Genomic DNA, 20,945 nt, shown 5'->3' on the forward strand with positions numbered 1-20,945 from the left:
AGACAGACAGACAGACAGACAGACAGACAGACAGACAGACAGACAGACAGACAGACAGACAGACAGACAGACAGACAGCTATAAGTCTGCCCTTTTAGAATGCAAAAAATTAAATAAAATATTAAACTTAGTTACAAAGACACAGTGTAATTGTATTCAAATACAGTTATTCTGTGTCTTTTTTAGTATAAAAAATTAAGGGAGGAGGAGATAGTATGAATAGAAAAAGAAACTATTCGAAAAAAATTATATCAGTAGCAGTTTCAGCAATGATGGCAATATCAATGTTTCCTATGACATCATTTGCTGACGAAATAAAAAATGGGATAGATATAGTTAATAATGCTATATCAGAATCTTTTGATAGAAATGAACCAGTTGAAAAAGAAAATGTAATAGAAGTACCGGAAGAAGGTCTTGTCATAAAAAATGGTACATACTATGGTATATCAAAGGATTGGTTTGAAAGGAATAATCCTGATAAAGAAGTATTAAAGTTATCTATATCTGTACCAGATAGTGTAACAATAATATATGATGATGGATTTAGAGATGCTTGGTCACAAAAGAAGCAAGACAATAAATGTATCACTAATTATAATTATGATAGTGATAAAACATATACAAATAAATATATTGTTGTTAATATTAATTTTTCAAATGCGAAGAGCCTTAAAAATATAAATAATCAAGCAGCTATGAATTGTCCTTTAACAGGAGAACTTGATTTATCAAATACGAAAGTTGAAACTATAGGAAAGAGTGCATTTAGCGGATGTACAGGATTAACAGGTGTAGTACTTCCTAACACACTGAGAATAATGGGATATTCAGATGGATCTTCAGGAAGTGTGTTTAACGGATGTGCAGGATTAAAATATGTACGTACTAATGGTGGAAAAGAGGATGCTGTATTTGAACTTCCAGGAAATCTAGAAGTTATAGGCAAGCAATGTTTTTATAGTTGTACAGGATTTCCGGAAAATACAACTGTAATTATTCCTGCATCAGTAGGTATTGTTGGAAGTGAGGCTTTTTATAAAACAGACAAAATAACAACTATAATTGTAAAAGTAGATGATGCAAGTAACTACAATGGAGGTGCATTCAAAGGAACTCAGGGTAATCATGGATTCGGGAAAAGATTAGTAGTATTTAACAATTCTGAAGCAAAAAAAACATTTTCTCCAAGTGGATTTACTGAGTACAAAAATTCAATCACATACGAATTCAAATTACATTATGGAAAAAATCCGGATTCAAAAGTTGAATCAAAGTTATGGGGACAGGCAGTAAATATCTGCAAAAATGAATCAGAAGAATGGTATGTAAATGAGGATTATGAAATACCAGAAGCTCCTTCTTCAGGCTTACCAGACGGATATGCTGGTGGTTGGGTTTATAATGATAAAATACTTTCAACAAAAACAGTATTAAAACCATCTGGAGATGATTTATATTTAGAAATAGATAAAGTATTGAAAGAACCTAATATCGAATTTATAGTAGATGGTGAGAAAATAGAATGTGAAGATACATATCCAAAATTGAAATTAACAAATGACAAAGAACATACAATAGGAGTTTATGTTTCACATGATATTGAAAAAGCTGAGAATCCAGATGTCACAGTTGAATTTGAGTATGAATGGACTGATGTTTGTGATGGTGGAGATGAAGGGCCAAGAATGAAAGAAGATGGATTTGGAAGATACGACTCCGTTGAAAATCCAGATGTCAAAAATACGATAACTATAAATGGAGCAAAAGATGAGAGAACTAATGCTGGAAATTATTCAGATAAGGATTATGGAGATGGTTACTATCTTCTTGAGGTATATGGATATTCAACTCCAAAAGATGGTGGTCAGAGAAAATTATTCTATAAGTCAGCAAGTACAGTAATCGGATCAGATCCAGATAGAACTACAAATACAGCCTATCTATTTGATGTAGTTACATATACTCCAATCGAAGTTTCAGCTAAGAATTTGAGCATATATAGAGGAAATGGACTACCAACAGACTTTGATTTAGATTTGAAATTAGATTCAGAAGAAAAAATAGAAACAATAGAAGTCAATGGAGAATCTAAAAAATTTGATACAGAAGAAGAAGCTCTTAAAATAATAAAAGATTGTTTTAATGTAGATTATATCAATAGTAAAGGTGTTGAGCTAACAGATGATTCAGTGCCCGGTGTGCACAAAGAAGAATTAAGTATAGAAACAGATAAAGAGCTTGAGATAAATGGCAAAAAAGTAAGTATAGATAATGAAAAAAAAGCAGGTAAACTTACAATAAGAACTATATCAGATGTAAAAGGTATTATAAGTGGAGAAAATGTAATATCTGCAGTAGTAATAGGAGATATTGATGATATAGATAAAAGTAAACCAGCAGCAATAGTAAAAAATAATACAAATTATTATACAAATGATGATGACGAAAGAAAAATAGAAGATAAAAGCGGGATATCACTATTAGATGACTCATTACTTGGAGAATCATACGGAGCAGACTATGAGGAATATATCATAAATAAGACTAATAAATGGGGAGAAAGTAATGGTTTAAAACCAGCATCAGGATATGAAAATAAATATAATTTCTACTATTTCGACTTAGTAGATGAAAATAATGGTAACGCATGGGTATCAGCCTCAAATAAAGACTCAAGTAGAACCGGTGAAAATGTTGAAGATACCGTTACTCTTTATATTCCTTATCCAGAAGGAACAGATAAAAATACAGATTTACAAGTAATATATTATAATGACCTACATAGAGAGTATGGTGAGAACGGAAGTGTAGGGGATAAAAACAATATATTAGCGAGTATAGATAAGTCTGAAATTAAGCTATTTGAAAAGGACAAGATAAAAAAATATGAAAATGGTATAACAATTCCTGTAGAAAAAGCTAAATTTGGACCATTTGCTATTGTTCGCCAGGCAAAAGAAAGTGGTTCTTCATCAGGTGGAGGAAGCGGATCATATCAGGAATCTGACATAATAGGAAAAGACCGCTACGAAACAGCAGGTCTTATAGCTGATAGAATAGGTTATTACAACTCAGTAATACTTGTAAATGCAAATGATACACTTGCGGATGGATTATCAGCAGCATCATTAAGTGGAAAAGAAAACGCTCCAATACTTCTTGTAAAGAAAGATAAAATACCAGAATATACTAAGAAAAGAATTGAAAAAGCTAGTACTGTATACATAATTGGAGAAAAAGATGCTATAAGCAAGGAAGTAGAGAACCAGCTAAAAGATAAGAAAGTTATAAGAATAGGCGGTAAAAATAGAATAGAAACATCTCTAAAACTTGCAGAGTATGTGGGAAACTATGATGAAGCATTCATAGTAAATGGATACACAGGAGAAGCAGATGCAATGTCAGCTTCAGCAGTAGCTGCAAAATACAAAGCTCCAATAATCCTTACAAATGGAAAAACATCAAACTATGCTAAAAAATCAGGTGTAGAATACTATGCAGTTGGTGGAAAAGCAGTTCTTGATGATAAGATAGTATCTAAATATGGAGCTAAAAGATTCGGTGGAGAGGACAGATACGAAACAAACAGATTAATAATAAATGAATTCTACAAAAATTCTTCTAAGTACTACTTTACAAAAGGGGATCCATTAGTAGATGCACTTACAGTATCATTACATGCAAAAGATAATGGAGTGGTACTAGTATCTAAGAAATCAGACAACACAATACTTAAAGGAAAAGATATAGTACAGGTTGGTGGAATGCCATTTTCTATATTCCCAATTAAATAAAGAAGTTGATTTATAAATTAAAATCCCCTCGGAGATAAAAGTTCAATTGTTATGAACATATCTGAGGGGATTTTAATATTGAAAAAATAAATGGTAAATTCAATCAAAATTAAAATAAGTATAGAAATATATATTGTTTTATGATAAAATATGAAATACATAAGAATTTTAAGTTTTGAAAGGGTGTTGACTGATATGTATGAAAATGCGATAATGTCTAGACAGACAGACAGACAGACAGACAGACAGACAGACAGACAGACAGACAGACAGACAGACAGACAGCTATAAGTCTGCCCTTTTAGAATGCAAAAAATTAAATAGTTTATTAAAATTAATTATAAAGACACAGGATAACTGTATTTAAAATACAGTTATCCTGTGTCTTTTTTTATTCAAATTGTTCTAAGAAAGCAGGAGGATGTAATTATGAAAAACAAAAAAATTGTATCAGTATTATCAATCGCAGCATTAACAACAATGCTTGCAGGTGCGGTGGACGCCAGTGCTCTTAGCTGGAAAGATGGTGCCCCAGCAAAATACTATTTTACATATTCAGGTGGTGAACATATTACTTCTGTATATGCATCTGATAAAAATGAAACTTTCAATGGAGAAATAAAAGAGGGGCAGACTATAGTTACTAAAACAGGAACAATAGTATGGAGAGATAGCTACACAAATGTAACTACATTTGAAGTTGATGTTGATCCAGGATATAAACTTGAATCAATAACAGGAAATGTAGGAGATGCAACAATAGAAACAGTAGATGCTAAAAATGGAATATACTCATTCCATTTCACTGATAAAGGTGCTGAGGCTTGGTGCTTTGGTGATGATGTAGACTTTACATTAAACACAGCTCCAATAAATTATACAGTTAAAAATGGAGAAGATACTATATTAACAGGAACAGTAGAAAGTACTGAAGAATTTGCAGCAGCAGAAGCTAAACCAGGATACAAATTTGTTGGTTGGGAAGCAAATGAAAAAGCTGTAAAAACTATAAAAGATGCAGTAGATGCAGGAGCAGCAGACGAAAATAATGTAATATCATTAACTCCAAAATTTGAGGCAATAGAATATACAGTAAAAGATGATAAAGGTAATATTGTTGCTACAGATGGAACAACTATAGGAAGTAAACTATTAGATGGAGTTAAAGAAGGACATATATTTGATGGTTGGTTCTTCGGTGACAACGAAGTTGAAACAATAACTGAAGATATGGTAAAAGCAGCAGATGAAAATAATGTAATAACAGTTAAAGGAAGATACACAGTAAATAAATATGATGTAACAGTAGAACTATATTACAATAATGACAATGAAGATGGGGCAGAAAAAGGTAGTTACGAAGGTAATAGAACATTAAAAGATATAGAATATGGAACTACCATAACAAAATCTGATTTATATGATGTGTATGGAATAGATAAATCATACAAAATAATAGGTGGAGAAGCAGTAAATGTAACTGGAGACACAACAATAAAAGTTGTAAGAGTAGATAGAAATCATGGAAGAGTAGAAGAAAAATTCATATATGATGGAGCAACAGAAGGAATAAAATCTGTAAAATATCAGGTTGATAATAACCCTGTAAGAACTCTTGATGTACATGAAGCAATAACAGTAATTCAGTCATTTGGAAAACATAGAAATGTAGTATTTACAGTAGAGGTTGAAGAAGGTAAGGCTTTAAAACTAAATTGTCCTGGAAGTGACAACGTAGTTAAGAAAAATGATGATGGAACTTATTCATTTAGTTTTGAAACAAACTTTGAAGGACTTGGAGGAACTCTACGTACATTTACACTTGAAGCAGTAGACGCTGAGTAATAGAACTTTAAAAATTTTAGTATAGTGGAGTATAGTTTTTGTACTCCACTATGCTTATATGGGAAAGGGGGAAGCAGAGTCATTTTGGCTTTGCAATGATATTATGAATAAATTTTCAAGAGGAATTGCTGTTGTTATGTCAGCATCAATGGTAGTAGGAAGTACTCCTGTATTTGCTGATACATTAAATTCAAAAGAATATGAAGATTACGAAAGAATCACTTATGATTCAAACAAAAAAGATCAAATAAAAATAAATAATAAAAAATGTATTGTAACTTTAAGAAATGTAAATATAGATGCAGGAAATTTTTTCAACGAAATATCTGCAATGGATATAACAGGAAATTCAGATGTAATTTTAGTTTTAGAGGGTAATAATAGACTAGAAGGTTATACGAATCATCCAGGAATATGGGTACAAGAAGGTTCGAAACTTACTATAGAGGGAAACGGTTTGTTAGAAGCTATATCAGATGGTAGTACTCTTTCAGCTGGAGCACCAGGAATTGGAGGTGGATGGAGTACAGATCCTGATTTTGGGGAAATAATAATAAATAGTGGTACTGTAATAGCCAGAGGTTCTGGTGGTGGAGCTGGAATTGGTGGAGCATATGAAATTGGTAGAGGTACCATACATGGAAATGTAACCATAAATGGTGGATATGTAAGAGCCTATGGTGGTGGCAATGCATCAGGTATAGGAGCAGGGGAAAATGATGACTATGCTGGAACTATAACCATAAATGGTGGAGTTGTATATGCTAATGGTGGTGCTAGTAGTATAGGAGCAGGAGACCACATAGGAGAAGGTAATCATGGTACTTTCTCAACAGGTACAAATGGAAATGCCGTAATAGTAGCTCCTCAAGGTATAGGTGCTAATAAGAATTATAGTGAATGGGATGGTATTTTTGCAAGTATGGGTTCAAGTGATACAACAGCTACACTTTCTGGAAATACTGTTACATTTAATGACCAAGATGCTAATATACAGGTATGGGGAACTCCAGAAATGGACAAGAATATAACTGTATCATCTGGAACAACACTTAAAGTAATAAAAAATAGCTATAACCATGCACCTTCAACACTAACAATGGGTGAAAATAATATTCTTACTAATAATGGATTTATAAATGTAGGTGTTGACGATAGTGATACATCTAGTTTGGTATTAAAAGGTGGAAAAGAAAAAACATCTGGAACAGGAGAACTTAATGTAGGACCTAATGGAACTGTAAAAGTGCCTGTAACAAAAGGTATAGTAACAGTAACTGGAAAAGATGGTTTAGTATATGATGGAACAGCGAAAACACCAAATGCATCTGTAAAACTTGATTTATGGGAATATAATAAAACTTATGCAAAAGATACAGATTATACAGTAGGATATGACAGCAACATAGATGCAGGTGATAATACAGCATCAATAACAATAACAGCTGGTGGAAGTGATGCTTTATTGCAACCAAGTAGCTATACTGAGAATTTCTCAATAGCTCAAGCAACACCTTTAATTTCAACACCAGAAGAATGGAGAATATATAAACAGGATCAGAATCCTTTAGATAAATTACCAACTCCATCAGTAACATTAGAAAATGGAACTAAAGTAGATGGTAGTCATAAATGGTATTTTGATAAAGAATGTAATAATGAAATAACTAATGAAAATCTTAAAGCTGAAATCAGTAAAGGCAGTGATTTCACGATATATTGTAAATTTACACCTAATAATGCAAATGTAAAAACAGCAACAGATTCTATGAATATAAAATTAACAGACCAACCACCTGTAAATGTAGAAATAGAGGGAATAACAGATAAACTTTTAACAAAGAAATATGAAGAAAAAACTATAGAGTTAAATGATTTCACAGTAAAAGTAACGGAATCTGACAACCCACAAAATCCGATAGATCCATCTTTATATGATAAAAGTTGGGAAATTGTTAAAGGCTATGGAAATGGATATATAGATGATGCAGTTGTATTAGAAGCAGATGGGCATACTTTAAAATTAAATAGAGTAGGAATTACAAGAGTAAGAGTAAATGTTGAGTCTAAAACAACTCATGCTTCAGCGAGTGGATATTTTGATGTAAGAGTAACACCAAGAGAGGTAACCATAGGTAAAGTAGAGGTTAAGGGAAGAGAGTATAATGGAAAAACAGACATTGATTTAAGCTCAGTTACAGCAAGTTTAACTGATGGAAGTATCATAAATGGTGATGATGCAAAACTTTCAGTAGTTAAAGCATATATGGATAATCCGAATGCTAGCAAAGAAGATAAAGATGTATATATTGAATACTCAATAACAGGCAATGACGCAAGTAATTACAAGCTTACAAATAGTCCAAATGGAAAAGTAAATATAAGTAAATCAAATAAAAATCCAGGAGAAGACCCTGTACCAGCAGTTATGTCAGGAGAACAGGTTATATACAATAAAAAAGCGGCTACATATAACTTTAACCTTGATAAAATAATACCTACAGAAAAAATAGGTGGAGTGACAAAAATAGAAGTTAGTGGATCAACAGTAGATACTTCTTACTTTGAAACAAAAGATTTAAAAGTAAATTTAAATACAAAAATGTTATCTATACCTGTTAAAAATGTAAACTCAACTATAGAAGATAATTTAGGTGAAATAACAGTAGAAATAACTGGAAACAACTTTGACACTAAAGGTATTATAAATGTAACAGCTAAAAATACAAATGATGGAGGCGGATCTTCATCTGGTGGTTCTGGAGGCGGTTCATATCAGGAATCTGATATAATCGGTAAGGACCGTTATGAAACAGCGGGAATAATAGCTGATAGAAGTAGTGTTCACGATACAGTAATACTTGTAAACGCAAATGAAGCATTATCTGATGGATTATCAGCAGCTGCACTTAGTGGAAAATTAAATGCACCTATACTTCTTACTAAAAAAGACAGCATACCAAAAGCAACTATGGATAGACTTGATAGAGTATCAAATGTTTATATCATAGGTGGAGAAAATGCTATAAGCAAGAAAGTAGAAGAACAGTTAAAAGGAAAGAAAATCACAAGAATAGGTGGTAAAAACAGAATAGAAACATCTATGAAGATAGCTGAAAAAATAGGAAACTATGATGAAGCATTCATAGTAAATGGATATACAGGAGAAGCAGATGCAATGTCAGCTTCAGCTGTAGCTGCAAGAGAAGTTGCTCCAATAATCCTTACAAATGGAAAAACTTCAAACTATGCTAAAAAATCAGGTGTAGAATACTATGCAGTTGGTGGAAAAGCAGTTCTTGATGACAAGATAGTATCTAAATACGATGCTGAAAGATTCGGTGGAGATGACAGATACGAAACAAACAGATTAATAATAAATGAATTCTACAAGTATTCTTCTAAGTATTACTTCACAAAAGGAGAATTATTAGTAGATGCACTTACAGTATCATTACATGCAAAAGATAATGGAGTGGTACTAGTATCTAAGAAATCAGACAACTCAATACTTAAAGGAAAAGATATAGTACAGGTTGGTGGAATGCCATTTTCTATATTCCCTATAAAGTAGGATAGTTGGTTGATTTATAAATGCTTTGGTGTTGGAAAATCTCCAAAGGGACAAATGTTCACTGCCATGAACGTCCCTGAGGGGATTTTCTTTTTGAAATGTTAAATATGAGAAAAGATTGTTAAAAACATATTTTATATATTGACGGGAAATTAATTTTTATATACTATGTATTCTATATAATATTAATTATGAAAGGAATTACATATATGCTGATTCACCTGCGTGTTTATAATACTAAAATTGAAATAGTTACAATAAATTTCAATGGGGAATCTGCAGAAACAAATACATTAAAAAAGACTAAAAATACGAGTATAAGGTATTAAAACCTTATACTCTTTTTATTTTACTAAAAATGGAGGAATTATATGAATAAGAAATTTTTATCAACAGCAATTGTAGCATCAATGGTAACTACATCTACAATGGGAGTGGGCTATGCTCAGGAGGGTGCAGAAAATGATATCAAGGTTACAGACAAAAATACTAATCAAAATGTAAGAGAGTTAGATGGTATTGAAAGTAAGCAGATATTTTCTGCAGGAGAAGGTAGTTTAGAAAATCCGTATGTTGTATCTAATCTTGAAGAATTTAAAGCATTTAGAGATGATGTAAATAGCGGCAATAATTATTCTGGTAAGTACATAAAACTTGGTGCAGATATAGATCTGAATAATGAAGAATGGACACCAATAGGATATGGTAAATGGGAACAAGAATTTAATTCCAAAGCTTTTAGAGGAAATTTTGATGGTGGAAACCATACTATAAAGAATCTAAAAATAATAACTGATACTGATTATTCGTCAGGACTATTTTCTCTGGCTGGAGAAAATAGCTATATGAGAAATATTAATATAGAGAATGTAATAATTGAAGGCTCAGGAAAGGCAGTAGGTAGTTTAATTGGATACGGAAAGAATGTAAATGTAGACAATATAACTGTAAAAGGAAATATAAATATAGAAGGAAACTCGTCAACAGGAGGATTGATTGGGTATGGACATACTAATATCAATAACTGTGAAGTAAATGCAATAGGAACTATTACGAATACAGTAGGTCATCACACAGGTGGTATTATAGGATATTTGGCAACTCGTGAGACAATCATAAATACTGTTAGAGGTAATAAAGTTAAAAATATAGTTATAAATGGGAAAACTTGGTTTGGAGGAGTTGTAGGTACATCAGATAGAGGGGCTGAAATAAAAAATAATATTGTAGAAAATGTCGATTTAAATTCAACATCTGGAATTAAAGGTGGAGTATTAGGAGTGGCAAATTCAACTGGAGGAAGTACAGGAAATATAAAAGTGCTAGATTGTAAGGTGTTATCTGGTACAGCAAAAGAATTACCTATAATATCAGGTGTTACATCAGATAGTAATTATATCTCGGGTGATAACTTAGAATTTAATGAATTAGACTTGGCAATAAAAGGGGAAGTGTATTCTCTTTCTAGTGATATGTTAGGGAGTAATAAAAAAATAGCTGATATAAATGAGGATAAAGATCTTATAGTAGACGAAGGAACTGTTGCAGTAATAAGAGAGGGAGATACATATAAAGAATATAGCAGTATGTCAGATGCAATATCTGAATCATCTGGAGAATTTATTGAGATAGTAGATAATATCAATGAAGGATTAACTATTACTAAAGATGTAGTTAAAAAACGTAATCTACCAATCAATAGCTATATAAATATAGATTTAAATGGATACACTCTAAGTTCTAGTACAGGAAGTGCATTAAATATTTCAGGATCATCAGTAAATATAAAAGGGGGTACTATATCTACTTCTGATTCTGGTGTGGGAGCAGTAACAATAAGTAATGATGCAAATGTAAGATTCAGAGATATAAACTTTGTTATTGGAGATAATAGTTCTGAATCGCCTGTACAGGTATCAGATGGAGGTGCGACAGTAACAGTTGCGGGAACTATAACATCTATAAATCTTAAAACTGGTGGATATATTATATCTAATGAAAATGGTGGAAAAGTAACATTAAAGATAGAAAGTGGATCTAAGTCTGATAATAAACCAGTAAGTCCATCTAATGTTGGAAACCTTATAAATGAATCAAAAGGTAATGTCGAGATTGTAGATAAGCCATCAGGTGGAGGATCAACAGGTGGTGGAGGAAGTATATCAAAACCAGAATATACTCACACACAGATAATCGGAAAAGACAGATACGAAACAGCAGCACTTCTTGCTGACAAAATAGGAAACTATGACACAGTAATCCTTGTAAACTCAGACAAAACAATGGCTGACGGATTATCAGCAGCATCACTTGCAGGAAAACTAAATGCACCTATACTACCTGTAAAACAGAATAAAATACCTGATTCTGTAATGCAGAGAATAGAAAAAGCAAAAAATGTATATATAATTGGCGGAACAGAAGCGATAAGTAAAGACTTAGAAAACAAACTTTCAGATAAGAAAATAACTAGAATAGGCGGAGAAACTAGATTTGAAACATCACAGAAAATAGCAGAAATGATGGGTAATTATACAGAAGCATACATAGTAAACGGACTAACAGGAGAAGCCGATGCGATGAGTATATCATCAGTAGCTGCAAAAAAAGGAGCACCAATAATCGTAACAGATGGTAAGAAATCAGACCACGAGAAAAAATCTGGAACAGATTATACAGTAATCGGTGGAGAAAAAGCTGTTACAGAAGCACTTGAGGAGAAATACTCAGCAGATAGAATATCTGGAGCGAATAGATACGAGACAAACAGAGCGGTAATGGATAAATTCTATTCGGGAGCAGATACAGTGTATCTGGCAAACGGAGAGACTCTTGTAGATGCAATGTCAGCATCACTTATAGCGAAAAATAGTGGAGTAGTGCTTGTATCTAAAAACTCGGATAATAGTATATTGAAATCAAGAAATACTGTTCAGGTGGGTGGAACATCATTTACAGTGAATATTCCCAAATAATATAAGTAAATATTTTAAATATAAAGGGCTGTGTTTTCTACAGCCCTTTTTCTGTAACAATAACATCAAGCTTCACATCATGCTCTTCTTCAAAAACATCATCGACAATCTGACACTCAAACCGAATACCACATGTAAAGGCACCAGATTTCGGGATAAACCTATCGTAATATCCACCGCCGTATCCCATTCGATTACCTGCCCTATCAAAAGCAACACCGGGAACAACTATAACATCTATCATATCCGGAGAAACAGCCTCAGAATCTTCAGAGGGCTCGAGTACACCAAATCTAGACTTTACAAACACAGTCTTTGAATCGACTTTTCTGGGGATCATCTCTCTCGTCTCATGGACGCATACAGGAGCGAATACATTCTTACCCATGGATAGAAGTTTTTCTATCAGATAATCTGTCTTTACTTCATTTCGAAAGTCCATATATACCATGATATTCTCTGCTTTTATAATTTCCGGAATCTCAAGGAGTTTATCAGAAATACATACAGAAGCTTCTTTTATATAATCTGAATCAAGCGAATTTCTAAGCTCGATAATTTTTTTTCTAAGCTCATTTTTCATCTTAAATACCCACCACCCGACTATATATATGCTAAAATATATAAATATAAAATAAATATAGAATCTTATAAAAATATTGTCAAGTAAAGACGAAAAACGACTATAATATATGTATGGATTAAATGGCATGTGCAATGCCAGAAGGTGGTGTTTTTTTGAAGTTCAATAAAAAATCGGTGATAACAGTAGTTGTGACCGCCATAGTTACAGTAGCTGTGACAATAACTGCAGAAGTAGGACTTGGAGTTGTTGCGATAGTTCCAAAGGACGACTATGAGGGATACAAAAAATTCTCAAAGCTTGCTGCTCTTGAGGAAATGATAGAAAAGACTTATTATACTGATATAGATGAGCAGGATCTTATAGATGGTGCCATGAAGGGACTTTTTATGGGAACCGGAGATGTATATTCAGGATACTATACAAAAGAGGAAATGGAAGATGTCATGGCGGCATCTACAGGAAGTTTTGTCGGTATAGGTATAACTATGATGTCAAATCCTGAAACAGGAGTTGTAACTGTTACAAAATCGTGGGAAACAGGTCCGGCATACAGAGCAGGTATCAGAGCAGGAGATGTCTTATACAAGGTTGATGATTTAACTGTGACATATGATACTGTAGACAAAGCTGTTTCGATAATGAGAGGAAAAGAAGGAACAAACGTAAAGGTATCTGTAAAAAGAGATGGTCAGATAAAAACATTTAATATAAAGAGAGAAGAAGTAAGCGAGCCTAGTATAACATCAAAAATGCTTGAAGATAATATAGGTTATATTGAGATATCAAGCTTTGTGGAAACTACAGGGGATGACTTCAAAAAAGCTCTTGAGTCACTTGAAAAGAAAAATATGAAAGGTCTTGTTATAGATCTTAGAAACAATGGTGGAGGTCTTGTAGACCAGTGCTGTGAAATAGCGGATTCTCTTCTTGGAAAAGGTACAATAGTATATACAGAAGATAGAAATGGAAAAAGAAAAGAGGAGAAATCAGATGAGGAAAACAAAATTGATGTTCCAATAGCTGTTCTTACAAATGAAAATACAGCATCTTCGTCAGAGATTCTTACAGGTGCGATAGTTGGAAATGATGCAGGTATATCAGTTGGTACAACAACTTTTGGAAAAGGTATAGTTCAGTCTGTAATAACTCTGAAAGACGGTACAGGATACAAGCTTACAACAGAGCAGTATTTCACTCCTGACGGTAAGACTATCCATAAAAAAGGTATAAAACCTGATATAGAGGAAAAAGATGAGTCAAAACAGCTTGATAGAGCTGTGGAGTGGTTAAAGACAGGTAAATAAATTTACATATAATAATGTAAAATATTATATATAATAAAAGGTAAAATACAACAGCTTATAGAATATGATACAATAGGCGAATGATAGAAATCTTTAGCTTAGATTGTCAAATGGGAAGTGAGTTTGTATGGAAAAAACTGAAAAAAAGGTTGAGATCCTACAGGAATACAGAGATAAGAAAAGACAATCAGAGATAGACAGAAAGGAACTTATAGCTCTAATCATAAAGGCTGTTGCAGCGAAATAGGATTCTGGAACTGTCGCACAGTAAAGCGACAGTTCTTTTTAGTACCTTTGTTTATATTTCTGAAAATATATTATAGATTTGTATAATAAAAATACAACATAGAGATGAAATAATCTCAGGTGTGAATGTTGTGAAAGCGGAAAAATTAATTGGATTGTATATGGTTAAATCCTAAGTGTTAAAAATCGGTAATCAGCAGGTAAGCCCCGAACAGGAGAAACTTCAACGACTATTCCTCTTAGGGAAAGTACAATACAAGCGATTGGTATTGGAAGTGGTTTCGCCTAAGTAATAGAAATATCATATGGATAAGATATAGTCTGTGCTTAATAGAAATATTAAGAAGTTAATAGGATAGCTGTATCAAGTGTAGTGACTTGATATGAACGACACCTCCCTATAAGTCATAGGGTTCTAAAAATTTAAAACTAAAACTTTTACTAAAAAAATAAAGTTTCAGTAAAATATGTTATAATCCCTATAGAAAGCGAGGTGATTATAATGTATCTTACAATGAAACAACAGGTAAAACAATTAACTAAGGAAGATTATAAAAATTTAAAATTGCTGTCACATATAGCCAAAAATCTTGCGAATGAAGCGATTTATAACATTAGACAATACTATTTTCATGAAGGCGAATATTTAAACTATCAAAAGAATTATGCTTTACTTAAAAGTAGTCCTAATTATAAAATGCTTAATTCAAATATGGCGCAGCAGATTTTAAAAGAAGCTGATGGATCTTTTAAATCATTTTTTGGACTGCTTGAATTAGCAAAGAAAGGAAAATATAATTTTAAAGATATAAAACTTCCTAAATATCTTCCTAAAGATGGTTTTACAACATTGATTATAGGTTTTGTAAGAATAAAAGGAAATAAATTAATTATTCCATACTCAAATACTTTTAAGAGGGATCATAAAAGCATTGAGATAAATATTCCACCAAAACTTGTCGGAAAGAAAATAAAAGAAATAAGAATTATACCTAAATCAAAAGCCAGGTTCTTTGAAATTCAATATATCTATGAGATAAAAGAACTTCAAAGTAATGTAGATAAAAATAAAGCACTGGCAATAGATTTTGGTATAAACAATCTTGCAACCTGTGTAACATCGACAGGAAAGTCATTTATCATAGATGGAAGAAAGCTAAAATCAATAAATCAATGGCATAATAAAGAAAATGCACGATTACAAAGTATAAAAGATAAACAGGGATATAAATCCAAATACACAAACAGACAATTGAAGAATACTCGAAAAAGAAATAACAGAGTCAATGACTATATGAATAAGACAGCCAGAACAATAATAAACTACTGTGTAGAGAATAATATAGGAAATATTGTATGTGGATATAATGAAACTTTTCAAAGAAATTCCCAATTGGGTAAAAAGAATAATCAAACCTTTGTAAATATACCTTTTGGAATCCTTCGAGAAAAGATAGAATATATTTGCAGATTATATGGAATAAACTTTGTAAAGCAGGAAGAAAGTTATACATCTAAAGCGAGTTTCTTTGATAAAGATATAATTCCTGTATACAATGATGATAATCCCAAAGAGTATGAATTCAGTGGAAAAAGAATAAAAAGAGGATTATATCAGACAAAAGAAGGAAAACTATTAAATGCAGATGTAAATGGTGCATTGAATATACTTAGTAAAAGTAAAGTTGTGGACTTAGATGTCCTATACAATAGAGGCGAACTGGACACGCCTGTAAGAATAAGGGTTGCATAATAGCAATCAGACTTCTTAAATAAAGTTTTAAACTTTTAGAACCCCGCGACTTTAGTCGAGGGAGGTTCAGGGGTATATAATGCCTGTGCATTAATATAAATACAAATTTAAAAGGAGGTGCGGATATGAATCTTTTGAGCAGTATTTCAAGAAACATATATCCTCTTAATCAAAAGAGTATGGATGCAGCCCAGAAAAAGTGGGATAGTCTGATACATCCAAAGGGAAGTCTTGGAAGACTTGAAGAAATATGTATTCAGCTTGCAGGAGTATACGAAACTGAAAAGTTCGATATCTCCAAAAAGGCCATAATCGCATTTGCTGCAGACCATGGTGTATATGACGAGGGAGTTGCACCAAATCCTCAGGAAATAACAAAGCTTCAGTTTCCTAATTTTGTAAATGGAAAATGTGGTGTCGGAGTTTTAAGCAGATTTGCAGGTGCATCTGTAGTTGCTGTGGATGTAGGTATAAACTGTGATGAAAAGCTTGAAGGTGTAATCGATAGAAAAATAAGAAAAGGTACATCGAATATGCTCAAAGGACCTGCAATGACGAGAGAAGAAGCTGTAAAATCTATTGAAATAGGAATAGAGGTTGCCGAGGAATTCATCGTAAACGACTATGGAATAATAGGAATAGGAGAGATGGGTATTTCAAATACGACAGCAAGTACAGCAATTATATCTGTAATAACAGGTCAGACGCCGGAAGAGATTACCGGAGCCGGAGCAGGTCTTTCAGAAAAGAAGATATCGCATAAGGCAAGAGTAATAGGAAAGGCGATAGAAATAAACGACCCGAACCCTACAGATGGAATAGAGGTTCTTGAAAAGGTCGGAGGTTTTGAGATTGGCGCAATGTCAGGAGTTATACTGGGATGTGCTGCAAACAGAATTCCAGTAGTTATAGACGGATTTATATCATATGCAGCTGCACTTATAGCATACAAGATAAATCCAGGTATAAAAGATTATCTGATACCGTCTCATAATTCAGCAGAACCCGGAAGTCAGGTGGCTCTTGAGATGCTTGGACTTAGACCGATGCTTGAGATGGATATGAGACTTGGAGAAGGTAGTGGAGCAGCACTTGCATTCAACATAATAGATGCGGCAATATATGCATATAATAATATGGCTACATTTGATGAAGTTGGAATGCATATATAAAAGGTATACATATTGAAAGGAATTATATAATGGCAGAGATTGTTTTGGTTACCGGTGGGGCAAAGTCCGGGAAAAGTGTTTTTGCAGAAAATCTATGTACAAAAAGAAATAATAATACAGGATATATAGCTACATCAATTCCATTTGATGATGATATGAAAGATAAGATAGAAAAACATAGAAAAAGAAGATCAGACAGATGGGTGACATACGAGTGCTACAGAGATATAGATATAAACAGTATTTCGGAGGATTGCGAAACTGTGATGCTCGACTGTGTTACACTTATGGTAAACAATCTGATGTTTGATTTCTGTGAAAATCCGGATGAACTTAAAGGTAAGGAACTTGATGAAATGGAAAATTTTATAACAGACCAGTTTACAAAACTTCTTGCCGATATAGAAAAAACGAATTTATACTTTGTATTTGTTACAAACGAAACCGGTATGGGAGTTATACCTGCGAACAGACTGAGCAGGATATATTCAAACATATCAGGAAAGATAAATCAGATCATAGCGAGTAAAAGCGACGAGGTATATCTGACAATAAGCGGTATACCAGTGAAAATAAAGGGAAAAGGAGTAGCTGTTTATGAATAGATTTATGGCTATGCTTCAGTTTCTGACAAGAATACCTGTGAAGACGGAATGTGGATTTGATGAGGAGTTTCACAAAGGGATGTATTTTTTCCCTGCTGTCGGAACAGTGATAGGAATAATCGTATATATAGCTATGGCAGTTTCATATAATATTTTCAGTGGGGACGCATTTATTGCGGCCCTTGTTGCTGTTATGACAGAAACTGCATTGACTGGAGGACTGCATCTGGATGGGCTTGGAGATACAGCTGATGCACTTTTCAGTTATAGAACGAAGGATAGAATGTTTGAAATAATGAAAGATTCAAGGCTTGGTACAAATGCCATGCTTGCAGTTCTTTTTCTTGTTCTTTTTAAAGTAGGTATTATAAAGATTATGATTCAGTTGGGATTGGATGCATTTGTTGTTGTTATGCCTATTGTATCAAGGTTTACGGTTCTTATTCTTACCTACAGAACAGAGAGCCCTAGAGAAAATGGAATGGGAAATGCATTTATAGGAAAATGTACAGCAGGAATGATTGTTTCAGGGGTTATATATACACTGATTTCCGGAGCGGTAATATTATTTCTTCTTGCAGTTGATGTTTCTGTATATATGTATGTATATTTCATAGCCGGAACTGTAATAACAGCTGTTTTTGTGAATATATTTAAAAAATGGGTGTATTCAAAAATAGACGGTATAACAGGGGATATTCTTGGGTGTGGAATAGAAATGGCGGAACTTGTGTTTATACTTTCCGTATGTATTATAGAGATGTTTCTGTAGGAGGTATATATGAGATTAGTACTTATAAGGCATGTGTCGACAGAAGCAAATAAAAATGGGGTTCTGTGTGGACGTACAGAATCCCCTGTAGAGGATAATTCATGGAAACAGATAGATAGAATAAAAGATATTCTAACAGTATACAGTATAGGAAAAGAATCATCAGACATAAAAGTTTATTCTTCACCATCAAAACGTACATTATATACGGCATCAGAAGTATTTGATGTATGTGAATCTCAAATAAAATCTGTAGATGAACTTATGGAAACAGACTTTGGAGAATTTGAAGGGATGAGTTTTTCTGATATAGAAAAGGAATTTCCCGAGGAATATTCAAAACTTGTTTCTGAGGGAATAGACTACAGATTTCCAAAAGGAGAGAGTGTAGAAGATACGTACAATAGGATATCTGATTTTATAAAATCCATTATATCGGAAAAAAGTGATGAGACAGTTTTTATTGTATCCCATGGAGGAGCAATAAGATGTATAATTTCATATCTTATGGACAGAGATTATAGTACACATTGGAAATATAGAATAGATAATGGTTCTGTATCGATGATAGAATATTACGATGGATTTTCAGTTCTTTCCTGTCTGAATGTAAAATAAAAATATATGCCCGGTATCTTAAAAAGGTATCGGGCATTATCTATATTGTTCTCAACTGTATACAAAAAATAAAAACTTAACTAAAATTCAGATATAAAAGCAAAAAATGTTATACAATATAAAGGAACGTTTAATAGATAGAATTGCAGGAGGTGATGATTTGGCGAAAAAAATAATGCTTCAGGGGACGGCATCAAATGTAGGAAAAAGTATAATAGCTGCTGGTCTATGCAGGATATTTTATCAGGACGGGTATAGAACAGCTCCCTTTAAGCCGCAGAATATGGCTCTGAATTCCTATATAACTGATGAGGGACTTGAAATGGGTCGTGCACAGGTGTTTCAGGCAGAGGCGGCAGGTATAAAACCGGAGGCGAGAATGAATCCTATTCTTCTGAAACCATGCGGAAACCACACCAGCCAGGTGATAGTGAACGGAAAAGTAATAGCTCAGATGCACTCTTCGGAGTACCACACTTATAAGGATACACTTATAGATGTATTAAGAAATACTTTTGAGGGACTCGAGAAGAGCTATGATATCATAGTAATGGAAGGTGCAGGAAGCTGTGCGGAAATAAATCTGAAGGAAAAAGATATATCAAACATGGGTATGGCAGATATTGCAGATTCACCAGTTATACTTGTTTCTGATATAGACAGAGGCGGAGTTTTTGCGTCGATAGTGGGAACTCTGATGCTTCTTGAAGAACACGAAAGAGCGAGAGTAAAGGGTGTAATAATAAACAAGTTCAGAGGGAAAAAAGAGTATTTTGAAAGCGGAGTCAGAATGCTTGAGGATATAATAAAAATACCTGTGCTTGGAGTGATTCCATACTCAGATATAAAAATAGAAGATGAGGACAGTGTTACGACAAGATTTAAAAGAACATCTGAAAAGAGAGATATAAATATAGAAGTAATAAGAACGCCTCATATGTCGAACTTCACAGATTTTGATATTTTTGAAACTCAGCCTGATGTCAGCCTGAAATATATTGACTATGGAGAAAATATAGGGAATCCGGACATACTTATTATCCCTGGAAGTAAGAGCACAGTATCTGATCTGAAATATATAAGAGAAAATGGATTTGATGAAGATATAAAAAGATGTGCAGAATCCGGAAAACTTGTAATCGGTATATGCGGTGGATATCAGATGCTCGGAAGAAAACTTATAGACAAAAAGCATGTCGAAAGTGAATTGGATGAGGTCGATGGGCTTGGACTTTTAGATACAGTGACAGAGTTTGATTCGGAAAAAAGAACAGTTCAGACCGAGCGGAATATATCGGACTGTCTAAGTGGATATTTTGAATCCTTATCCGGTAAAAAAGTAAAGGGATATGAGATACATATGGGAAGAACATATCCATGCAGTGATTCGGAAATTCCAATGTTTCAGGAGTCGTCAGGAAAAGAATCATCAGACGGTGAGAGAGATAGAAAAGTTTCTATGGGATATGTAAATTCAACGGGAAATATTGCAGGGACATATATACATGGAATTTTTGATGAGGTTGAATTTACAAGGGCTCTTCTCAATGGGATAAGAATGAGAAAAGGACTTGAGCCTATAGAAAGTGAAGTGAAGTCTTTCAGACAGTTCAAGGAAAGAGAATATGATAGACTTGCCGATATGCTGAGAGAGAATATGGATATCGGAAAAATATACGAAATAATGGGTCTGTAATC

12 protein-coding genes are annotated in these 20,945 nt (G+C 33.3%); 11 read left to right on the forward strand and 1 reads right to left on the reverse strand.

Annotated elements, in window-relative coordinates:
* The first annotated feature begins 215 nt into the window (after positions 1-215).
* The 4 genes from EXD82_RS09520 (at position 216) to EXD82_RS09535 (ending at position 12,191) form a co-directional block, all read left to right on the forward strand.
* Positions 216-3,797, forward strand: coding sequence for a cell wall-binding repeat-containing protein (locus tag EXD82_RS09520; protein ID WP_142536686.1), 3,582 nt, complete (start codon positions 216-218; stop codon positions 3,795-3,797).
* Positions 3,798-4,226: 429 nt separating this feature from the next.
* Positions 4,227-5,642 (forward strand): hypothetical protein, encoded by a 1,416-nt coding sequence (locus EXD82_RS09525; protein WP_142536687.1) that lies wholly within the window; start codon positions 4,227-4,229, stop codon positions 5,640-5,642.
* Positions 5,643-5,745: 103 nt separating this feature from the next.
* Positions 5,746-9,216, forward strand: coding sequence for a cell wall-binding repeat-containing protein (locus tag EXD82_RS09530; protein WP_174919224.1), 3,471 nt, complete (start codon positions 5,746-5,748; stop codon positions 9,214-9,216).
* Between the two features lie 371 nt (positions 9,217-9,587).
* Entirely contained in the window at positions 9,588-12,191 is a 2,604-nt protein-coding gene (locus tag EXD82_RS09535) for a cell wall-binding repeat-containing protein (RefSeq protein WP_142536689.1), read from the forward strand.
* 37 nt (positions 12,192-12,228) lie between these two features.
* Here the strand turns inward: EXD82_RS09535 and EXD82_RS09540 are convergent, their stop codons facing one another.
* Positions 12,229-12,774 carry a 5-formyltetrahydrofolate cyclo-ligase gene (locus EXD82_RS09540; protein ID WP_174919225.1) on the reverse strand — a complete coding sequence of 182 codons (546 nt, stop codon included), beginning with the start codon at positions 12,772-12,774 and terminating at the stop codon, positions 12,229-12,231.
* Positions 12,775-12,929: 155 nt separating this feature from the next.
* On the opposite strand from EXD82_RS09540, the gene EXD82_RS09545 reads away from it, so the two are divergent.
* From EXD82_RS09545 to EXD82_RS09575, 7 genes are all read left to right on the forward strand, one after another.
* The gene (locus EXD82_RS09545; protein ID WP_246082048.1) at positions 12,930-14,081 is read left to right on the forward strand and encodes a S41 family peptidase; all 1,152 of its coding nucleotides are present in this window, start codon (positions 12,930-12,932) and stop codon (positions 14,079-14,081) included.
* Positions 14,082-14,829: 748 nt separating this feature from the next.
* A complete protein-coding gene (locus EXD82_RS09550) occupies positions 14,830-16,080 on the forward strand; it encodes an RNA-guided endonuclease InsQ/TnpB family protein (RefSeq protein WP_142536691.1) in 1,251 nt (416 codons plus the stop codon).
* Positions 16,081-16,205: 125 nt separating this feature from the next.
* Complete coding sequence (gene cobT / locus EXD82_RS09555) at positions 16,206-17,252, forward strand: nicotinate-nucleotide--dimethylbenzimidazole phosphoribosyltransferase (protein WP_142536692.1); 1,047 nt, start codon at positions 16,206-16,208, stop codon at positions 17,250-17,252.
* 29 nt (positions 17,253-17,281) lie between these two features.
* Positions 17,282-17,857 (forward strand): bifunctional adenosylcobinamide kinase/adenosylcobinamide-phosphate guanylyltransferase, encoded by a 576-nt coding sequence (cobU, locus tag EXD82_RS09560; RefSeq protein ID WP_142536693.1) that lies wholly within the window; start codon positions 17,282-17,284, stop codon positions 17,855-17,857.
* Positions 17,850-18,629 (forward strand): adenosylcobinamide-GDP ribazoletransferase, encoded by a 780-nt coding sequence (gene cobS, locus EXD82_RS09565; RefSeq protein WP_142536694.1) that lies wholly within the window; start codon positions 17,850-17,852, stop codon positions 18,627-18,629. Before cobU ends, cobS begins: the two co-directional genes overlap by 8 nt.
* Positions 18,630-18,638: 9 nt before the next feature.
* A complete protein-coding gene (locus EXD82_RS09570; protein WP_142536695.1) occupies positions 18,639-19,247 on the forward strand; it encodes a histidine phosphatase family protein in 609 nt (202 codons plus the stop codon).
* 160 nt (positions 19,248-19,407) lie between these two features.
* Complete coding sequence (locus EXD82_RS09575) at positions 19,408-20,943, forward strand: cobyric acid synthase (protein WP_174919226.1); 1,536 nt, start codon at positions 19,408-19,410, stop codon at positions 20,941-20,943.
* The last annotated feature ends 2 nt before the right edge of the window (positions 20,944-20,945 follow it).

Source organism: Peptacetobacter hominis, from assembly GCF_006861675.1.
Taxonomy (GTDB): Bacteria; Bacillota; Clostridia; order Peptostreptococcales; family Peptostreptococcaceae; genus Peptacetobacter; species Peptacetobacter hominis.

Bases quoted from the DNA above. Each gene is read 5' to 3' on its own strand.
- EXD82_RS09520 (WP_142536686.1), top strand. From the start codon at position 216: ATGAATAGAAAAAGAAACTATTCGAAAAAAATTATATCAGTAGCAGTT.
- EXD82_RS09525 (WP_142536687.1), top strand. From the start codon at position 4,227: ATGAAAAACAAAAAAATTGTATCAGTATTATCAATCGCAGCATTAACA.
- EXD82_RS09530 (WP_174919224.1), top strand. From the start codon at position 5,746: ATGAATAAATTTTCAAGAGGAATTGCTGTTGTTATGTCAGCATCAATG.
- EXD82_RS09535 (WP_142536689.1), top strand. From the start codon at position 9,588: ATGAATAAGAAATTTTTATCAACAGCAATTGTAGCATCAATGGTAACT.
- EXD82_RS09540 (WP_174919225.1), bottom strand. From the start codon at position 12,774: ATGAAAAATGAGCTTAGAAAAAAAATTATCGAGCTTAGAAATTCGCTT.
- EXD82_RS09550 (WP_142536691.1), top strand. From the start codon at position 14,830: ATGTATCTTACAATGAAACAACAGGTAAAACAATTAACTAAGGAAGAT.
- cobT (WP_142536692.1), top strand. From the start codon at position 16,206: ATGAATCTTTTGAGCAGTATTTCAAGAAACATATATCCTCTTAATCAA.
- cobU (WP_142536693.1), top strand. From the start codon at position 17,282: ATGGCAGAGATTGTTTTGGTTACCGGTGGGGCAAAGTCCGGGAAAAGT.
- cobS (WP_142536694.1), top strand. From the start codon at position 17,850: ATGAATAGATTTATGGCTATGCTTCAGTTTCTGACAAGAATACCTGTG.
- EXD82_RS09570 (WP_142536695.1), top strand. From the start codon at position 18,639: ATGAGATTAGTACTTATAAGGCATGTGTCGACAGAAGCAAATAAAAAT.